The sequence below is a fragment of the Microbacterium aurantiacum genome (genome assembly GCF_040532595.1).
GTDB classification, from domain to species: domain Bacteria; phylum Actinomycetota; class Actinomycetes; order Actinomycetales; family Microbacteriaceae; genus Microbacterium; species Microbacterium chocolatum_B.
On sequence record NZ_JBEVYX010000003.1, the window covers coordinates 1 to 14,520 of the forward strand.

Annotated in this window: 14 protein-coding genes; 3 read left to right on the forward strand and 11 right to left on the reverse strand. The window is 65.7% G+C overall.

Annotation, left to right across the window (positions count from 1 at the left end):
- Positions 1 to 93 precede the first annotated feature (93 nt).
- Positions 94 to 765 carry a DNA-processing protein DprA gene (locus ABXJ56_RS15335; protein WP_354000610.1) on the reverse strand — a complete coding sequence of 224 codons (672 nt, stop codon included), beginning with the start codon at positions 763 to 765 and terminating at the stop codon, positions 94 to 96.
- A gap of 504 nt (positions 766 to 1,269) precedes the next feature.
- On the opposite strand from ABXJ56_RS15335, the gene ABXJ56_RS15340 reads away from it, so the two are divergent.
- Positions 1,270 to 1,896 (forward strand): hypothetical protein, encoded by a 627-nt coding sequence (locus ABXJ56_RS15340; RefSeq protein ID WP_354000611.1) that lies wholly within the window; start codon positions 1,270 to 1,272, stop codon positions 1,894 to 1,896.
- Positions 1,897 to 1,927: 31 nt separating this feature from the next.
- Here ABXJ56_RS15340 and ABXJ56_RS15345 read toward each other — a convergent pair whose 3' ends face one another.
- Positions 1,928 to 2,191 (reverse strand): hypothetical protein, encoded by a 264-nt coding sequence (locus ABXJ56_RS15345; protein ID WP_354000612.1) that lies wholly within the window; start codon positions 2,189 to 2,191, stop codon positions 1,928 to 1,930.
- Between the two features lie 165 nt (positions 2,192 to 2,356).
- Entirely contained in the window at positions 2,357 to 3,343 is a 987-nt protein-coding gene (locus tag ABXJ56_RS15350) for a DUF4192 family protein (protein ID WP_354000613.1), read from the reverse strand.
- A gap of 396 nt (positions 3,344 to 3,739) precedes the next feature.
- On the opposite strand from ABXJ56_RS15350, the gene ABXJ56_RS15355 reads away from it, so the two are divergent.
- Positions 3,740 to 4,927, forward strand: a complete 1,188-nt coding sequence (locus tag ABXJ56_RS15355) for a hypothetical protein (protein ID WP_354000614.1) — start codon at positions 3,740 to 3,742, stop codon at positions 4,925 to 4,927.
- A gap of 457 nt (positions 4,928 to 5,384) precedes the next feature.
- Here ABXJ56_RS15355 and ABXJ56_RS15360 read toward each other — a convergent pair whose 3' ends face one another.
- The 3 genes from ABXJ56_RS15360 to ABXJ56_RS15370 all read right to left on the reverse strand — a co-directional run bounded on the left by ABXJ56_RS15360 (position 5,385) and on the right by ABXJ56_RS15370 (position 8,741).
- Positions 5,385 to 5,840 (reverse strand): hypothetical protein, encoded by a 456-nt coding sequence (locus tag ABXJ56_RS15360; RefSeq protein ID WP_354000615.1) that lies wholly within the window; start codon positions 5,838 to 5,840, stop codon positions 5,385 to 5,387.
- An 11-nt stretch (positions 5,841 to 5,851) separates the two neighbouring features.
- Positions 5,852 to 7,006 carry a hypothetical protein gene (locus ABXJ56_RS15365; protein WP_354000616.1) on the reverse strand — a complete coding sequence of 385 codons (1,155 nt, stop codon included), beginning with the start codon at positions 7,004 to 7,006 and terminating at the stop codon, positions 5,852 to 5,854.
- 352 nt (positions 7,007 to 7,358) lie between these two features.
- A complete protein-coding gene (locus tag ABXJ56_RS15370; protein ID WP_354000617.1) occupies positions 7,359 to 8,741 on the reverse strand; it encodes a ParB/RepB/Spo0J family partition protein in 1,383 nt (460 codons plus the stop codon).
- A gap of 344 nt (positions 8,742 to 9,085) precedes the next feature.
- Here ABXJ56_RS15370 and ABXJ56_RS15375 point away from each other — a divergent pair, with 344 nt between their 5' ends.
- Positions 9,086 to 9,355 (forward strand): hypothetical protein, encoded by a 270-nt coding sequence (locus ABXJ56_RS15375; RefSeq protein ID WP_354000618.1) that lies wholly within the window; start codon positions 9,086 to 9,088, stop codon positions 9,353 to 9,355.
- Between the two features lie 402 nt (positions 9,356 to 9,757).
- Here ABXJ56_RS15375 and ABXJ56_RS15380 read toward each other — a convergent pair whose 3' ends face one another.
- The 5 genes from ABXJ56_RS15380 to ABXJ56_RS15400 form a co-directional block, all read right to left on the reverse strand.
- A complete protein-coding gene (locus ABXJ56_RS15380) occupies positions 9,758 to 10,069 on the reverse strand; it encodes a hypothetical protein (protein WP_053549032.1) in 312 nt (103 codons plus the stop codon).
- A 113-nt stretch (positions 10,070 to 10,182) separates the two neighbouring features.
- On the reverse strand, positions 10,183 to 10,578 hold the full coding sequence (locus tag ABXJ56_RS15385; protein WP_053549031.1) for a DUF4307 domain-containing protein: 396 nt from the start codon (positions 10,576 to 10,578) through the stop codon (positions 10,183 to 10,185).
- A gap of 46 nt (positions 10,579 to 10,624) precedes the next feature.
- Positions 10,625 to 12,604, reverse strand: coding sequence for a cytochrome c oxidase assembly protein (locus ABXJ56_RS15390; RefSeq protein WP_354000688.1), 1,980 nt, complete (start codon positions 12,602 to 12,604; stop codon positions 10,625 to 10,627).
- Positions 12,605 to 12,718: 114 nt separating this feature from the next.
- A complete protein-coding gene (gene ccsB, locus ABXJ56_RS15395) occupies positions 12,719 to 13,726 on the reverse strand; it encodes a c-type cytochrome biogenesis protein CcsB (RefSeq protein ID WP_053549028.1) in 1,008 nt (335 codons plus the stop codon).
- Between the two features lie 76 nt (positions 13,727 to 13,802).
- Entirely contained in the window at positions 13,803 to 14,486 is a 684-nt protein-coding gene (locus ABXJ56_RS15400; protein ID WP_231718065.1) for a M23 family metallopeptidase, read from the reverse strand.
- Positions 14,487 to 14,520 lie beyond the last annotated feature (34 nt).

Genomic DNA, 14,520 nt, shown 5'->3' on the forward strand with positions numbered 1-14,520 from the left:
CGCCGGTAGAAAGGTGGCCCCCGGGGCCGACCCGCCGGCCTCCGTCGCCGGCGTGGCACCCCGGCCCGGTGGCCGGGGTGCCCGTGCCGTGTCTCACGCGACGGCCACCGCGGGCACGAGGGCGTCGATGCTGTCGGCGCTGGTGATGACGTGCGCGCCCTCGCTGAGCATCACGTTCGCGCCCATACTGGCGGGGCTGGTGATGGGTCCGGGGACGGCACCGCGGGGGATGCCGAGGTCGTGAGCGGTCGCGGCGATGTGCAGTGCACCGGAGCGGGGTCCGGCTTCGGTGATGATGACGGCATCGGCCAGGGCCGCGGCGATGCGTCCGCGCTCGAGGAACCGGTGACGGGTCGGGACCGCACCGATGGGGGCGCTGCTGATGACCACTCCCCCGGCGTCGATGACGCGGCGGTGCATATCGGCGTGAGCGAGGGGGTAGGGGCGGTCCAGTCCGCTCGCGGAAACGACGATCAGAGGACGACCGGATGCCAGGGCGGCGCGCACCGCGGCCCCCTCGACGCCGTAGGCGAGGCCGGTGACGAGGGTCACGTCGCGACGCATTCCGGTCACGAGCTCGCCGGTGATGTGTTCCCCGTAGGCGGTGCACGCGCGGGCGCCGGTGACCATGACGCGCGGGGCGCTGTCGCTGAGGAGGTCGACGTTACCCACGGCCCACATGCTCGCGGGCGGGGTGTCGAGCCGGGTGATCCGCGCGAACACGTCGGGGTGCGTGGCGGCGGTGATCTCGGTGACGGTGCTCATGGTTTCCCTTTCCCCTCCCGTTGTTCTGCCTGAAGGCACGAATGTGCCAAGCAGGGAGATCGCGCGAAACGCCACCCGGAGGGCGCGAGGCGGGCGATTTCGGGCGAAATAAGAGAGCGCAGCGACCGCGTCCGGGATCGTCTGCCGCAGCGGCGGCGCAGCCGCTTGCGTGCAGCTCGAGCACCCGTACGATGCCGAAGGCTTCCAGCAGAACAACGGCCCGTAGGGACATGTCAGAGCGTCGGGCGTGTAGCGCCCGTCAATGGCCGGCTTCCGTGCCGGCATCACGGTCCTGCCGCCAACACCGCTGGTGACGTCGGGCGGAGACGATTCCTTGGTGACTGGTCTCGTGGAGGATCGGCCCGGAAGGGACGAACTATAGCGGGGCCCGTCCACGATCCGCTGTCGGCTTTTCGGCCTACATACTCCTGCCCCCTCGGCGGCTAATTTGAGCCGAGCAGGCGAGAAAAGGACTCGTCGCCCAATCTAGGAGCAACACTGGCCATGACAAAAACGCATGATCGTCGCAAAAAAGTCGCAGTCGCACTCACTGTAGGTGTCCTGCTCGCCGCATCTCTCGGCATCGGCACATCCGCTTCGGCAGATGAAATCCCAATCGATCAACTACCTGAGTATCCCGCGCTGGATGCGATGGCCAATCCAGACGGTTCCGCATCGGTCGCCGAGTTCACGATCCAGGCTGGTCAGTATCGGGGGCCTGACGGGGAGAGGATCACGATCGCCGCCACAGCCTCGTACACCTGCATCCTGACAGTTGACAATCCTCACTGGTCGTCGGGTTCGCAGAGCGTGATCGCAAAACCTAGAGTCGCTTGCAAGGGCCCGGTGAGCACGATTCCGATCCGAGTGCAGGGCCTTCTGGGAAAGACTTCTGCCAACAGCATTCCCACCTTGCGGATCGTTGCCGAGTCGAACTACGTCAACAATGTCACCGTCAACAGTTCCACGGTCTTCGGACCCCGACAGACGTGGTATGTACCCCGCGAAGGTAGCGGAACTCGCATCAGTCGAGGTGCCTACTTCCGGGGCTCGGCGTCAGCGGCGGCATCCGCACCGCTGCTGCCGTTCAACATTCCGAATGCAGCATCGCAGTTTCTCTGGGTGCCGTAACGAAACCGCGATGCCTCCTGTCCAGTAGGGGTCAATTGTTCTTTGAGGTAGCTTTTGCCAGGCGAACAAGGCCGGTTCCCGTGGCAGTCACCGGGTACTCCGCGTAGAGATCGAAGCGGCGGCCGTCCTCTCGGGCCCAGCTCAGCGCCTCTTCTACCGTCTCCACGTTCGACAGTTGCCATTCCTCCGTGGCACCGTCGCTCTCCACAAAATAGACCCGGTAAACCGGATCATCAATTTCCTGGTCCGCAGTACGCGGATCAACGATTCGTGCACGTACCTGCGAACTGGTCATGTGCTCCACTCTGACGCGACAAAGCAGATGCCGCAACCGGGCACGTGAGCGCTTCGATTCTCCGGCGCTGGCCGTCGCTAGCCAGCTCCCCGGCCTCCGTCGCCGGGGGCACCCCGGCCCGGGGCGGCCGGGGTGCGCGGGCCCCGTAGGGCCCGCCTCCCCCCTTTACGACCGGTAGGCCCAGTCGGGGGTGTGTCCGGCCTGGACGAACTGGCGGACAATGCACGCGAATCCGTGTTCGGGGTCGATGTTCTCGGCCTGGACGGCGTACGCGTCGGCGTGGGTGGAGCGTCCGAGCGCCCATGACAACCATGCGGCTACGGCGAGGGGTCCGGGTTTGATCTCGTCGGGGACGGTCGCGGCGATACGGCGCGCGGCCTCCAGCGCGCGGGTGAGGCGGGTGCTGTCGGGGCGGGGTGCGTCGCCCCAGATGATCGCGGCGAGTTCCTGCGGGTACTCCGCGCCGTTCTCCCACTCGTTTTGTGCGTCGGCGGCGCGGTCGCCGGTGAATCGGTCCGTTGCCCACGACACGAGAGCGACGTCGCGGAGCGCGGGGCGGGTCATGGTGACGGCGAGGATCGCGCGGTCCTCGTCGGTGAGGGTGTCGCTGGTGGCGGCGTGTTCGGCCGCGTCGAGAATGCGCGCGTAGTCGAGGCCTTCGGGGTCGGTGCGAACCATCGCGGCGAGCATCAGGTCGCGGTCGGCGGGGTCCACGTCGGGCAGGCGTGCGCCGTGGTGCTGATCCCCCTCGACGGTGGGAAGGCCCGCGGGGGTGTCGGGGAGCGGCTCGGGGGCGGTGTCGGCGCCGATGGTGCCCCACGCGTTCCCGGTGACGCAGAACGCGCCCATGAGGCGGAGGCCGCACACGGTGGCGTAGTGGGTGAACCGTTCCGCGATCGCGGCATCGGCGGGGGCGTCGGTGTACACGGCGACGGCGAATGCATCCGCGTCCTCGACCTTGCACATCGCGCCGGTAGCCATCCGCGCGACCGCGTCGACTCGGGCGGTGTCGGGCAGGTCGATCCGCATCGCTCCCTTGGTGCGACCGTTCGCGAACGGGATGACGACGACAGAGTGCGTCGGGGTGTGTCCGAGCAACGCCGGGATCATGCTGAGGAACTGGCCGTCGGTGCTGGCAGAGACGATGTTCATGGTGTTCGGTTCCCTTTCCCCTCCTCGTTGTTTTGCCGTGGAGGCACGAATGTGCCGAGCAGGGGGATCGCGCGAAACGCCACCCGGAGGGCGCGCAGCGCGAGAGTTTCCGGGCGATGTGAGGGAGCGTGAGCGACCGCGTCCGGAAAGTCTCGCCGGAGCGGCGGCGGAGCCGCTTGCGTGCAGCTCGAGCACCCGTACGATGCCGAAGGCTCCACGGCAGAACAACGGCCCGCAGGGACGTGAACAGACGCGGGCGCGTCAGCGCTCGTCCAAAGGTCGGCCTCCGTGCGAAGGATGGACCCACAGACCCTTTGCTGAGCTTGCATACGAGCAACGCGACGGTTCGGGGTGGCGAGAAGTGCGGTGTCGGCGAGGTGTGGTTGCGTAATCATCGTGTCAGTCGAACCCGCCCCAGAACCCGACGCCGACGTCTCCCTCGAAGAGACCGCGAAAGGCGTAACCGAGCGCACGGATAGTGCGCAGGGCTCTTCACTGGCGACCTCCGGACGGCTCGAGGACGTCATCGAGCCGCTAAACATCAGCGAACTCACAGGACTGTCGACCGGAGGCTTCTTCTCGCCAGAGTTCATGGAATCGATCACGGCGTCGATGGCGCCGCAATGGGAGGCGATGGGCCTCTCGGTGTCCCTATCCCCGATTGTGAACGATGCGACGCGAGTGATGGCTTCTCAATCGGGGCTCTTCGACAGCTCGGCATTGATCGCCGCTCAGACCCAGCGTGTGATTTCGTCAGCGATCGGCGCAACGGCGTGGATCGAGAACGTGCCAGACATATTTGGACTGACTGGCGTCGCGAGCGGCCTGCTTCCAAGCAGCATCTACGAGTCGTTCATACCTCGTGTGGAGATGCCGGACTTTGGTTTGCTCCTCCCGATTCCGTCGATTCTCCTAGGGCTCGACGTTGACGGGCTCATTCGTGGCCTGAGGTCGAGGCCCGTTCCACCCAATTGGCTCGACGTTGAACTCGACCCCGACGACGCCGAGAACGACGTCCGCGGCATTCTGGAAGATGGCATCCCTCTCGGGTGGGTACCGAACGCCACGGTCATCCAGCGGCTGCTCGACGCGCAAGATCGAGCAGCGCGACGTCGCGTCATCAGCAACAACTGGCGAGGGATTCTCAACGACTGCGAGGAGATCGCGGGCGAGCTGCCGGCGCCGCGCGCGTTCTTTCTGGCTGATATGGTCCGGTCCGCGATTCGAGCGATACGCGACGGTCACACCGAAGCCGGCCAAGCCCTCGCGACGAACGTGCTGGACACCACCGTCTCGCAGTACAGCGCGTCAGAACTGCAGCTGAACAAGGGCTCCATCCTGGATCCTGAGAGGCAGGACTGGCTTGTCGGGCACGGGTGGAGGATTGCGCTGTCGCTTCTCGCGGTCAACGCGTCGATGGCAGGCCGGTTCGAGCTGGACCATCGGGGCTCGTCCTTCCACCGGAACATCACCGCTCACGCAGCTACCCGTCGGCAGTACAACCGCATCAATGCAGTCATCGCGGTCATGCTCGCGACGTCGACCCTCGCCTGCTACGTGCGAGACACGTCGGCGTTCGACTGACAACCCGAAGGAGTGACGTCCGTCCCGACCCGCCGGCCTCCGTCGCCCGGTGTGGCACCCCGGCCCGGTGGCCGGGGTGCCTGCGGGGTCAGTCCTCGGTCTGGGCGTCGGTGTCGGTGTTCTGGGTGGGGAGCATCGCGGCGATGCGCTCGACGGGGGTGAGGGTGTATCCCCACGCGGCGAGGGTGTTGAGGTAGGCCGCGGTGCGCGCCTCGGGGTTCCGCCAACTCCACCGGCTGGTGCTCTCTTCGATGCCGCCGAGAACGAGTGCGAGGGTGACGTGCGCGGCGCGGGCGAGGTGCGCGGTGAGGTAGTCCGCGATCCGGGCCGATCCGTATCCGTCCGTGATGCCGAGGATGCTCGCGGCGACGGTGTTTCCGTGGCCGACGACCTACCTCAAATACGAGGCGGCAAAACAAAAACCTGACAGCTATTCGCCCGGTCGAACCCAGGATGGTCAGTGGTCGGAGTGAGCGCTGGTCGGCTTGGGCGTAATCACGATCGTCGCGATCACCATCACCGCCACGAGAGTGACGCTCGTGGGCGCGGCCGCGGCGAGATCCAGAAGCACCCGTCGAAGCGGCGGCATCGGACTTACCGAGATGCCGGTGGAGTAGAGCACTAGCCTTCCGAACACCGTCGTGAGAATCGCCGCAACAAGCCAGGCCCCGGAGTACGCAACGATCTCTCCGCTTCGGGCCGGTCGCCACCGAAGCACACCGAACATCACGACCAGACCGAGTATCACCGCGATCACGCACGTCGGAAAGATGGTGGCAATAATCACACCGACACCGAACGGGAGGAACAGCGCAACGACGGATCCAACGAGCAAGGCGAGCGCGGGCGGGAGCCACGCCCCCCTCGCAATTGCGGCAGGGGTCCGCGTCGAATCCGTCGTTGCAAAGCGCATATCTTTGGACCTCACCCAGTTCGCAGGTTGCCGGCGAAAGCTCCCCAGTTGTACCATGCGCCGGCGGTATAGGCCGGCTGTCCTATTCCCATAGGGTTCTCGTTCATGATGTAGGCGTAAACCACTAGTTCAGTGAACTTCTTACTCGGGTTGCTCGGGTTCCACGCAGGGTTGAAGTTGAAGGTAATGGTCGAGCCCGCCCCGTCCACGTGACTTGCCGCCGCCCTGAACCAGTACGAGAACCAGGCCATCCCGCCACCCTCGTTGTAATACGAGGTTCCATCCATGTAGCAGTTGAAGTTCCAGCCAAGAACCCCAGGGATGGGTCCAACTTCAAGCGGAAGGAACTGATTGTATGTCGGGAAAGCGGCGGGCGCCCCCGCGACCGGGAAGTAGCAGTTGAAGCAGTCATAGAGCATGCTCCGCACCGTCGAAACCGTTTTGGTCTCGATAAGCCAACCGACGGTGTAATCCCACGCGGGATCGGCTACAACCGGGAAGACAATGCTCGGATCTGACAGGTCAACACGCTGGGTAAGAGCGCCATCGCGCCATTCGTAGGCTGTAGACAGCTCCCGTCCGTTTGCGTCCTGCGCCCAGGGCGCGCGAATCGAGCCGACTGAACGCCCTTCGCTATCGAGTAGGTTCAGTCCGCCGTCACGCCCAGACTTAGCCGTCGTGCCATCAGGTACGGAGAAGTCGTAGGTAAACGTCGATGGCCCTTCCCGATCCGCCAGCACGGTCATCAGGCGAACGCCCCCAGCCGTCGGCTGAACGTAGAGCGCCAAATTGTCATGGATCGTCTCTGCCACAATCGTGTCACTCGTCCGGGCAACAACCTCGGTCGCGAAGGACGCCGAGATTTGGATTCCATCCGAGATGCGAGCACCCGTTTCGGCAGCGGCCGATGTCATGCTCTCGCTGGCAGATGAGCTGACTTTCAAGCCCTCCACTTCGCTTCCGACGCCACGCCGATCTGCTCCCTGGATGGGTGAGACTGTCAGCTCTGACTGATCAATATCGATCGCTGGTGCTTGTGCAAGTTTGTCTTCGACTTGTCCCAAGATGACGTCCGGATCGAAGATGTCCCCCGTCGCGGCAACCGCGCCACTTCCGCCGGCCGAAATCAAGCCAAGCACGAGAAGCGCTGCACTGCCGACCGCCACAAAGCGCCTTCGCGCTCCGCCGGGCCCTGAATGTTGCGTCATTACATCTCCTTGCTCCGTTGCCTATTAGCCGACAGATCTCCGCCGTTGGACTCTCAGTCCAATACTAAAAAGCTCGCCGGGGAATGCAACCTCTACCCTTTTGGCCTGTAGCCAGCACAGAAGGTGAAGAACACACCCACGCGACCGGGATATGCGCTCGGGGCGCTCACCCGCCCAACGGACAGAGTGCGTCGGGACGTGTCAGAGCCGGGCGCGTGAGCGCCCGTCGAAAGGTCGGCCTCCGTGCCGACCCGCCGGCCTCCGTCGCCCGGTGTGGCACCCCGGCCCGGTGGCCGGGGTGCCTGCGGGGTCAGTCCTCGGTCTGGGCGTCGGTGTCGGTGTTCTGGGTGGGGAGCATCGCGGCGATGCGCTCGACGGGGGTGAGGGTGTATCCCCACGCGGCGAGGGTGTTGAGGTAGGCCGCGGTGCGCGCCTCGGGGTTCCGCCAACTCCACCGGCTGGTGCTCTCTTCGATGCCGCCGAGAACGAGTGCGAGGGTGACGTGCGCGGCGCGGGCGAGGTGCGCGGTGAGGTAGTCCGCGATCCGGGCCGATCCGTATCCGTCCGTGATGCCGAGGATGCTCGCGGCGACGGCGTTCCTGTGGCCGAGGGCTTGGGCGATCACTCCCCCGGCGGTGGCGAGGCTGGTCGCGATGACCGTCTGCGCGTTCTTGGGGAGCGTCTTACGGGTCAGGAGTGTGGCGAGCCATTCGCGGCGGACGGTTTCGGCGGCATCCCACTCCTTGTTGTTGGCGATCAGGGTCTTCCGTTCGGCTTTCTGCTCGTCCGTCATCGGGCCGGACTGTGCCGGGGTCGGGGCGGTGTAGTGGGCGGCGAGGGTGTACCCGTGGGCTTCGTGGTCGGTGAGGAAGTACGACAGGTGGGCGTCGTCTTCGCCCCACACGGCGATGTAGACGGCGACGCCGGTTTTCCCGTCGACGTCCTCGGGGGTGACCGGCTCCCCCTCGGCAGTGCGGAGGTGGTGCAGGTTCACGTAGGCGGGGTCGGTGTAGGGGCGGTCTTCGAGGATCGTGTATCCCTTGGCGGCTTCTGCTTCCGCGACGGCGGCACGGGTGGCGTTGGCCTTGGCCTCACGGCGGGCACGCTCGACAGCCACGGGGAAGTAGGCGGGCTCATCCAGCGCGGTCTGGGTGAGGGATTCCATGACCTCGGGGTCGCCCTCGAATTCGATGAGGGTCGCGGCCTGGTCGAGTGTGAGGGTGCCGTCAGCGACCAACTCGGTTCCGGTGACGGATGCCGCCACGGCAAGGCCGGTCTTGATGGTGTCGCGGGTGGTGCCGGTGCGCTTGGCGATCTGGGCAACGCTGAGTCCTTCGATTTCCAGCTGCTTCCACGCCTCGACGCGTTCGTGGTCGCGCAGGGCGTCGCGGTGCTCGTTCTCGACCAACTGCTCGATGATGCGGCTGGCGGTGTCTTCGTCGTTGGCGTCGACGATGAACACCGGGACGGTGCTCAGTCCGACCTCCTGGGCGGCGCGGGTGCGGCGCTGTCCGTATCGGACGTGGAGGGCGCCCTCGGTGTCGCGGGTGGCGACGATGGGCTGAAGGACTCCGTTCGCGCGGATCGAGTCGGTGAACTCCTTCCCGAGATTGACGTCTGTGCGGACGTTCGTTGCGATCGTCAGCGTCGCGGGGTCGACGTGCTCGATGGTGCCGGTGGTGGTGGTGCTCATGATCTTCGGTTCCCTTTCCCCTCCCGTTGTTTTGCCGGAAGGCACGAATGTGCCGAGCAGGGAGGGGAAGTTGGACGCAACCCGGAGGGCGTGGAGAGCGGGAGTTTCCGGGCGATGTGAGGGAGCGGTGCGACCGCGTCCGGAAAGTCTCGCCGGAGCGGCGGCGGAGCCGCTTGCGTGCAGCTGCACCGACCGTACGATGCCGAAGGCTTCCGGCAGAACAACGGCCCGCAGGGACGTGTCAGAGCGTCGGGCGCGTGAGCGCCCGTCCATGGCCGGCCTCCGTCGCCGGCCCTATCTGGAGACGTAGGGCGGGTGTCTGGCGCTGCTTCTACGCTGTGCGGGTGGTGCAGCACTGGACGCCCTTGTCGCAGCTCGAGCGGACGCCGGAACCGGGAGTGTGGCTCATGTTCGACAAGTCACGACGCATCGCGATCGTCCGGATGGTGACCGTTCGGGGCCGACGTCTGCTGCGCTCAGTGACCTACGACCAGGACCCGGAAAAGCGAGTGCTCATCGGGTACTTCCCCGAGGACGCCTTGCGCCTCGCCGCCGAATGCACCTGGTCCGAATACGTGCGGGCCACGGGCCCGTCAACCAGCAACCGCCGCTGAGGATGCATGGCGGCTGTCGGGAACGTCTTCTCGTTGCACTTATCGCCCTTTCGTTGCACTGGTGCGACTTGTCATTGCACTAGATGCAGTGAAAGAGCGGCAGCGATCGCTACGGCAAAGACGTTAGATGTCTGGTCGGCGGAATTGAGGTCGTGGTCACCGCCGCGGTGTCCACGCTGATCATCGCCTGTCCTGCGCTTCGTCTACGAGCTGGCGATGCGTTATCCACACCCCTGCTCATCAACGTTCATACACAGATATCACCAGTCTGACGCGTCTCTGCGTGGCCTTAGCGCGATCCAGAGGCCGCACCGCCGGCATAGGAAACCTGCTTGGCGGCTCAGTGCGTGGACTTTTCTTCTGGAGAGGCTCCTGCCGCAGCAGGAGCACTCGACGAGTGCATCACCGTCCATGGGGGGCCAACGCCTCAATGAACTGCGAGTTCGACGGCATCCCAGCGAGGCCCCTCTCGGTGGTGTAGACCCGGCACGCGAGGTCGGGGGTGCGTGCGCTGCCCGGGAACAGATCCTCGCCGTCTAGAAGGATTGTGGGCGATCCCGCAAACGGAACCCCCGCAACCTCGTCGGTCGTCCTCAGGACTCGATAGTTGATCTTTGCGTCACCGAACCCCGTGGCGTCCAACGCCGCCCGCAGCCGGTTGCCCGCCTCGCCCCAACTCGGGCAGTCGTCGATATGAAGCACTTCGATGATCATCCATCAATGATCCTCCTGCCCGTGCGCGAGTGCCCGACATCTACGTGTCGGAGGAATCTCCAAGAGCCTATGAGCCCGAAACGTTCCGTTGAGGGTGACCTTTCTGGCAGCGGCTATCTGGCCCAGCACGAGTGGACTGTGCCGGTCGTGGCCTGGGCGACAGTCGGAATAGTCTCCAGAAACGCTCGCGTCACCGACTCCGACGCGGGGTATTCCACGACTCGCCAACCCACGACGCCGAAGTCTTCGTCCAGGGCTTTGATGGCGCAGGCGAAGGCTGTGTTCGAAGGTGGGGTGACTTGGAACGACACGGTCACAGTGCGTGCGTCGACCAGCTCGAAACCGGTCTCGTCGTATCCGACATCGTCATCGGAGTTCGAGACGGTCAACCATGAGAGCGCCACGACTGCCGCGGCGGCCGCAACCGTGAGGATGATCCACCGCGCGCGGCGGCGGGCGGGGTGCGAAGCGCGGCCGTAGCGTTCGTCGAGCTGTTCCCTTGTTGTCATGCAGCGCCTCCTGCGCGGATCTCAATAGATCCTTCCGATGAGGCGATCATTTGCGGTCGCGGGTGTCGCGCATGGCGAGCTCGCGCAGGCGTGCGTTGTACGCATCCAGTTCGGCTTCGCCGGTGCGGTCATCGTGCCGGTCGCGGCGCTTCGTCTCGCGTGCGTCGCTACGGCTCCACTGGATCGCGACGGTGATCGCGAGGATGAGGGTCGGGATCTCGCCGATCGACCAGGCGATGCCGCCGCCGATGTACTGGTCTTCCAGCGGTGTGGCTCCCCAGGTGCGGCCCATCGCTCCGAACCACTCGGCGACCATCAGCCCCGATTGCATCATGATGGCGATGCCGAAGAAGGCGTGCATCGCCATGATTCCGATCAGCAGCAGTAGCCGACCGGCGTATGGCAGCCGCCACGGCACCGGGTCTATGCCGATCAATGATTGGACGAACAGGTAGCCGGTGATGAGGAAGTGGGCGATCATCCATTGGTGGCCGAGGTGGTCGTACAGCGACCACCGGAAGAGATCGGTGTAATAGAAGATCCACAGCGACCCGATGAACAGGCCGGCCGCGACAAATGGGTTCGTCAACACGCGCGCGGCTGGGGAGTGCACGGCCCACAGGATCCACTCACGGCCGCCGCGGGTGCCGTCGTCACGCTTGCGGATCGCTCGGGCTGCGAGCGTCACCGGAGCTCCAGCCACCAGCAGCACCGGGATCGCCATCGTGAGCAGCATGTGCCCGACCATGTGCATGCTGAACAGGTAGTCCTGGTAGACGTTGATTACACCACCGGTGACCCACACCAGCAGTGCCATCCCCGCGATCCAGAGGATCGTGCGGTAGACCGGCCACGCGTCGCCACGGCGCCGCAACCGCCACACCCCGGCGAGGTAGAAGAAGACCGCGAAGCCAGCGACCACCGCCCACAACAGGTCAACGTTCCATGCGGTGACCCACCGTTCGATCGTGAGCTCCGGGGGCAACGGTGCACCGGTGAGGCGTTCTGCCGGTGTCGGGATCTCGGGAAGTGGGGCTGGGTTCGGAGGCGGGGTGCGTGCCAGCGCTGCCGCGGCGCCGCTGGCCGCACCCATCAGCGCTAGCTCGAAGGCGATCAGTGTCCAGAAGGCGCGGGATGCTGCGCCAGATTCGCGCATCCTGCCGACTAGGCGAGCGCGGTACCACACACCGAGGAGGCCGAGCCCAATGAGCGCGATGACTTTGACGCCCAAGATCGCGCCATAGGGAGAGAGTAGGGCAGACCACTCCTGCAGTCCTATAGCCGCACGAACGGTGCCGGACACGGCGACGAGCACGAACGTGGCAAGGGCGATGCTCGAGTATCGGGCGACGACATCGGGGATGCGGCGCTGATCAAGGACGGGACGGACGGCGATGAGCAGGAGCAGCCCGCCGAGCCACACCGCGGCGCCGATGATGTGCAGAATGAGCGCCATCATCGCCTCGTGGTGGAAGGCGTCATCGCCAGAGTGTCCCTGTGTGCCCATCGGCACAAGCGAGGCGACCGCGAGCAGCGCAACGACGAACGTGCTGACCCAGGACCGGACGGCGAAGGTGAGCACGGTCAGTGCTGCGCCTGCAACCGTCGTAATCAGCCAGGTGCGGCCCACCTCGAGCTCAACGAGGAACCGACCGAGCTGCGCACCGAACTGCGGTCCTGCGTCGAGCGCGGGGTTGAACACGCTGAGAAACGTGAGGAACCCGGTCGCGCCCGCCGCGACGGTGAACACGGCGGCGGAAATCGAGGCGGTATCGAGGGCGACGTCGAACTCGCGCTCACCGGGGCGGAGCGTGAAAAGCGCGGTCACGAGAACGCCGACCATACCCGCGGCAGCGAGGTTCACGATCAGCTTTGCGACGGGAAGTCCCCAGCGTGCGATCGGGCCGGCGTCGTCTAACGACAGTTCCGCGGCACCGCCGCCGAACCCCAACGCCCAGACTATGACGACCAGTGCGACTGTGCCGAGGATCGCCGGTCCGACTGCCCGTAATGTGCGGGCCTTCATCCCGGTGATGGTCGGCACGTTCTGCGCCTGAGAACAGGGTTGAGACTTGTATGTGCGGCGCCGGGAGTCGGAGGCCTCGGGGGCATGTCGGTGCCTTCAGTGTGGGAGCGCATGTCAGCTGAGCCCGGAGTAGGCGTGCAGTCCTTTGAAGAACATGTTGACGATCGTGAAGTTGAACAGCACCGCGACGAACCCGATGATGGACAGCCAGGCGGAGCGGCTGCCCCGCCAGCCCCTGGTCGCGCGGGCGTGGATGTAGCCGGCGTAGAGCACCCAGATCACGAACGTCCACACTTCCTTGGTGTCAAAGCCCCAGTAGCGGCCCCAGGAGTCGTTCGCCCAGATCGAGCCTGCGATGAGAGTGAATGTCCAGAACACGAATCCCACGATCGCGAACCGGTAGGCGAGTGATTCGAGCGCGTCGGCAGGGGGCAGCGTGCGCAGGAACCCGGGGCCGACGGTTTCCGAGGATGCCTGAGCGCGGCGTTCACGGCGTGCTTGCATGAGCTGGGTGATGGAGAGGCCGCATGCGATTGCGAACAGGGCGGTGGCGAGCGAGGCGACGAAGACGTGGATGATCAGCCACACGCTCTTGAGTGGGTCCATCAGCGGGACGACGTCGACGTAGAACGTGATCGTCGCCCCGCCAAGGAGCAGCACCACCATACCGATGAGGAAGGCGCCCAGGAACCGGAGGTCGAAGCGGCGGAGCACCACCAGGTACACCGCGACGATCAGGACAGTGCCCGTCAGCGCGAATTCATACATGTTCGCCCACGGCACCCGTTCGGCGGCGATTCCGCGCAGGATGGTGCCAGCGAGGTGGAACAGGAACGCGAGGACCGTCAGCGACGTCCCGATCCGCGCCCATATCAGCCGCTGCCGCTGCGAGGGAGGCGTGTGCATGCTGTCGAGCGGCTCAGCCGGAGTGGTCCCCGTCTGTGAGCTCGCGGCTGCGGCGGCGCCGACCAGGAGCGGCTCCCGCTGAGGGATGCTGGCGGGGACGGAGCGTTGGGCGAGGTCGATGGTGTAGGCGATGAACGCAAGTACGTAGGTGGCGATCGCCGTCCATACCAGCAGCAACGAGATGCCGTCGAGGGAGAGCGCGTCGGGTCCGGTCATGGCAGGGTCGTCCTCTTCTTCGTTGCGGTCACGGGCTGGGGAGGAGCGTGGAGGGTGGAAGATACGTGGGCATGGGTCAGCCTGCGTTCGCTTCCAGCCAGGCCAGCGAATCGACAGCGGTTCCGTCGAGGTAGACCTCGAAGTGCAGATGGTTCGCGGTGGAGCGCCCGGTGCTGCCGACGAGACCGACCAGCTGGCCGGCGGAGACCGACTGGCCGGTGGTGACCTGTCGGCTTCCGGTCTGCATGTGCGGGTACACCGTGCTGATCTGCTGCCCGTTCAGAACGGATTCCAGCACGACGGTGACGCCGTAGGCGTTGTAGCTGTCTTGCGAGATCCGCACGACGCCGTCGACGGAGGCGTAGACGGGGGTACCGCCGGCGGCGACCATGTCGGTGCCCATGTGCGCGCCGCCTCGAGCGCCGAACCTGTCGGTCACGGTGAAGGGACCGCCCACCGGCCAGCGCACGGTCCCGCTGCCGGGGCTCACCATGGTGTAGTCGAACGGCACCGAGGCGACGCGGGCTGAGTCGCGGGCACGGGCTGCGGCTGCTTCTGCCGCCTTCTTCTGGTCGATCTCTGCCTGTGTGGTTGCGGCGTAGCTTTCTCGGGAGAGCTGTCCTGCGGCTGAGTCGGAGGCCACGACGAGGGATTGCGCGTCGTCCGAGGCAACTTGCTGCAGTGTCGAGATCTCTGCGTCCGCAGGCTGCCAGGCAGCGTATGCGGGTAGCGCGACGGTTGCGACCAGGCCGGTGACCATCGTGAGGACCGCCAGGGACCGCATCGGGCGGAGC

What these genes read in the sequence shown, in the direction of transcription:
- ccsB (WP_053549028.1), bottom strand. Translation starts at nt 13,726, where the DNA reads ATGACCGGACCCGACGCGCTCTCCCTCGACGGCATCTCGTTGCTGCTG.
- ABXJ56_RS15390 (WP_354000688.1), bottom strand. Translation starts at nt 12,604, where the DNA reads ATGAAGGCCCGCACATTACGGGCAGTCGGACCGGCGATCCTCGGCACA.
- ABXJ56_RS15335 (WP_354000610.1), bottom strand. Translation starts at nt 765, where the DNA reads ATGAGCACCGTCACCGAGATCACCGCCGCCACGCACCCCGACGTGTTC.
- ABXJ56_RS15400 (WP_231718065.1), bottom strand. Translation starts at nt 14,486, where the DNA reads ATGGTCACCGGCCTGGTCGCAACCGTCGCGCTACCCGCATACGCTGCC.
- ABXJ56_RS15370 (WP_354000617.1), bottom strand. Translation starts at nt 8,741, where the DNA reads ATGAGCACCACCACCACCGGCACCATCGAGCACGTCGACCCCGCGACG.
- ABXJ56_RS15360 (WP_354000615.1), bottom strand. Translation starts at nt 5,840, where the DNA reads ATGCGCTTTGCAACGACGGATTCGACGCGGACCCCTGCCGCAATTGCG.
- ABXJ56_RS15350 (WP_354000613.1), bottom strand. Translation starts at nt 3,343, where the DNA reads ATGAACATCGTCTCTGCCAGCACCGACGGCCAGTTCCTCAGCATGATC.
- ABXJ56_RS15385 (WP_053549031.1), bottom strand. Translation starts at nt 10,578, where the DNA reads ATGACAACAAGGGAACAGCTCGACGAACGCTACGGCCGCGCTTCGCAC.
- ABXJ56_RS15345 (WP_354000612.1), bottom strand. Translation starts at nt 2,191, where the DNA reads ATGACCAGTTCGCAGGTACGTGCACGAATCGTTGATCCGCGTACTGCG.
- ABXJ56_RS15380 (WP_053549032.1), bottom strand. Translation starts at nt 10,069, where the DNA reads ATGATCATCGAAGTGCTTCATATCGACGACTGCCCGAGTTGGGGCGAG.
- ABXJ56_RS15340 (WP_354000611.1), top strand. Translation starts at nt 1,270, where the DNA reads ATGACAAAAACGCATGATCGTCGCAAAAAAGTCGCAGTCGCACTCACT.